The 2,739-nt window shown below is 59.3% G+C and carries 2 protein-coding genes, 1 pseudogene and 1 other annotated feature; of the genes and pseudogenes, 1 reads left to right on the plus strand and 2 read right to left on the minus strand.

The window, feature by feature from the left end:
* Positions 1-39: 39 nt before the first annotated feature.
* Together BGI01S_RS28740 and BGI01S_RS28745 are read right to left on the minus strand one after the other, a co-directional pair.
* Positions 40-702: an IS6 family transposase gene (locus BGI01S_RS28740; protein WP_042329814.1), complete on the minus strand. Its 663-nt coding sequence runs from the start codon at positions 700-702 to the stop codon at positions 40-42.
* A 69-nt stretch (positions 703-771) separates the two neighbouring features.
* Positions 772-2,009, minus strand: a protein-coding gene (locus tag BGI01S_RS28745; RefSeq protein ID WP_232624500.1) for an IS3 family transposase whose coding sequence is annotated in 2 segments (ribosomal slippage) — positions 772-1,706 and positions 1,706-2,009 — 1,239 coding nt in all. Because the reading frame shifts where the segments join, the coding sequence is not laid out codon by codon here.
* Positions 1,603-1,719: a sequence feature (AL1L pseudoknot), on the minus strand. Its footprint overlaps the gene before it by 117 nt.
* A gap of 146 nt (positions 2,010-2,155) precedes the next feature.
* Between BGI01S_RS28745 and BGI01S_RS28755 the strand changes: the two are divergent.
* Positions 2,156-2,581: pseudogene (locus BGI01S_RS28755) on the plus strand (Tn3 family transposase); the annotation flags it as partial.
* Between the last annotated feature and the right edge of the window lie 158 nt (positions 2,582-2,739).

Consider the following 2,739-nt stretch of genomic DNA (forward strand, 5'->3'; position numbering starts at 1 on the left):
GCCGGCGGGGCCGATATTTTTTGAATAATTAAGGATGCCTTATTTAGAAAACAGGACCGCATTCCAGACATACAATGCAGCGGTATCCTTGAGCCCGAGAGCCCAGACGTCAAACTGACCCTTGCGAATGCGATGCATCAACTCGATGCCTGAAATCGTGGTCGCGGCACTCCTGAATCGTTTGAAACCGAGCATCACCTTCGTTCTGGACTTGATGGTTCGATGATCCTGTTCGATCAGGTTGTTCAGGTACTTCGAGGTCCGGACCTCCGTGTCCTCAGGCAACAGGCCATCGGCCTTCATCTCACGCACTGCCCGGTGTGAGGCGGTATATCCATCGAGCGTGATCGTCTCCGGCGGCTGGCCCTGATGTTTGATGGCCTTGCTGAAAAAGGCCTTGGCCGCCGCCACATCTCGCCTGGCTCTGAGCACGAAGTCCACCGTCTGGCCAGCGCGATCTTCCGCCCGGTACAGATAAACCCACTTGCCGCGGATCTTCAGATAGGTCTCATCAACGCGCCACGACCGCCCTGTGGGCGTCGCAAAACGATTCCAACGCTTGACGAACTCGGGGGTAAAGCGCTTTACCCAACGCATGATCGTCGTGTGCGCCAGCATCAGTCCCCGCTCGGCCATCATCTCAACCAGGTCACGCAGGCTGAGCTTGTAACGAAGGTACCAACGCACGCACAGAACAATGATCTCACGGTCAAAATGACGACCATCGAATAATGAAGCACCCCGGGTTTTTCGGAGGCTGTTTTGCTTGAGTCACGCCCCGATGGCGGACCCAGCGAGTTTCGAATAATAAGCGGCTTCTGCCTCGGCAGGTAGAATGTCGCCGATGGGGCCGAGCAGCCGACGATTGTTGAACCAGTCCACCCATTCGAGCGTCGCCATTTCAACGGCCTGCAAGTTGCGCCACGGACCAAGGCGATGGATCACTTCTGCCTTGTACAAGCCATTGATCGTTTCAGCCAGTGCGTTATCGTAGGAGTCACCCACGCTGCCCACTGACGGCTCGATGCCAGCGTCGACCAGCCGATCCGTATAGCGAATCGATACATATTGAACGCCGCGGTCGCTGTGATGGATCAGCCCGTCCTGCTGCGCCGGCTGTCGTTCGTACAAGGCCTGCTCCAGCGCATCCAGAATGAAGTCCGTGCGCGCCGAGCTCGACACACGCCAGCCGACAATGCGCCGGGCGAACACGTCGATGATGAACGCGACATAGACGAAGCCCTGCCAGCTCGATACATAGGTAAAATCTGACACCCACAGCGCATTGGGCCGTTCGGCCGTGAATTGCCTGTTCACCAGATCCTTCGGGCACGGCGTCGAACCATCGCTCACCGTCGTGCGTACTGTCTTGCCCCGCACCACGCCGCGCAGGCCCATCAGCTTCATCAGCCGTTCGACCGTGCAGCGCGCCACGACAATGCCTTCGCGCTTCAATTGCTTCCAGACCTTGTCGGCACCATAAACCTGGAAGTTTTCTTCCCACACGCGCCCGATCTCACCCTTGAGCATCCTGTCGCGCTGGGCCCGTGACGGCACCAGGTCAGCATCGGTGCGGCGGGCCACGTGCGTGTAGTACGTCGACGGTGCGATCGGCAGCACCCTGCAAATCGGCTCGACCCCGTAGACGTGCCGGTGATCATCGATGAACGTGATCATCACTTGGGTCGGCGGTCGAGCTCCGCCTGTGCGAAATACGCTGACGCCTTGCGCAGGATTTCGTTGACCTGCCGAAGCTCACGCACTTCCCGCTCCAGCTCCTTGAGCCGATCCTGCTCCTGCGTACTCGTGCCCGGGCGCAAACCTCGATTCCGCTCTTCCTTGCGCACCCAGCTCCGCAGCGTCTCGCCCGAGCAGCCAAACTTCGCTGCGATCGACGCGATCACTTTCCATTGCGAGTCGCGCTCGCCCTGATGTTCCAGCACCATCCGCACAGCCCGTTCACGAACTTCCGGCGAGAACCTTGGCGACTTCTTCTTCGTGTTTTCCATAGCTCCATTTTCTCAAGAATTGGAGCCTCCGGAAATCCCGGGGCGCTTCAGCGCCTTGCGATGTTTCTTGGAGGTCTGGTTCAGATTACATGCGCCGCTGTGGCATGGATGACCACGCGCCCGACTCCGGTCACGGCACAGTGAGAGTAGCGTTGCGCGAGCTGGGCCGCATCGAGCGCACGCTGTTCATTCTGGACTGGCTGCAGAGCGTGGAACTGCGCTGGCGCGTGGATGCCCGGTTGAACAAGGGCGAGGCTCGCAACGCGCTAGCCCGCGCTGTATTCTTCAACCGCCTAGGCGAAATCCGTGATCGCTGTTTCGAGCAGCAGCGCTACCGAGAGAGCGGCCTCAATCTGGTGACGGCAGCCATCGTGCTGTGGAACACGGTCTACCTGGAGCGGGCGGCGATTGCGTTACGTGGTAACGGCAACGGCATCGATGACGGACTGTTGCAATACCTGTCACCGCTGGGTTGGGAGCACATCAACCTGACTGGCGATTACCTCTGGCGCGCAAGCACCAGGATTGGAGCGGGCAAGTTCAGGCCGCTACGCCCCATGCAGGCAGCTTAGCGTACGATTTTTCCGAATTCTGAGACGACCCCAAATTGGTCGTCGCCGAGCAGGACAGGACGGCAGAGCCCGGTTCGTTCGATGACGAAATGATGGTCTGGCTTTGCACGACGAGTTTCGTGCATGGGACTGGCTGGACCTGAAGCAGGCCTACACGC

The organism is Paraburkholderia ginsengisoli NBRC 100965 (assembly GCF_000739735.1).
Classification (GTDB): domain Bacteria; phylum Pseudomonadota; class Gammaproteobacteria; order Burkholderiales; family Burkholderiaceae; genus Paraburkholderia; species Paraburkholderia ginsengisoli.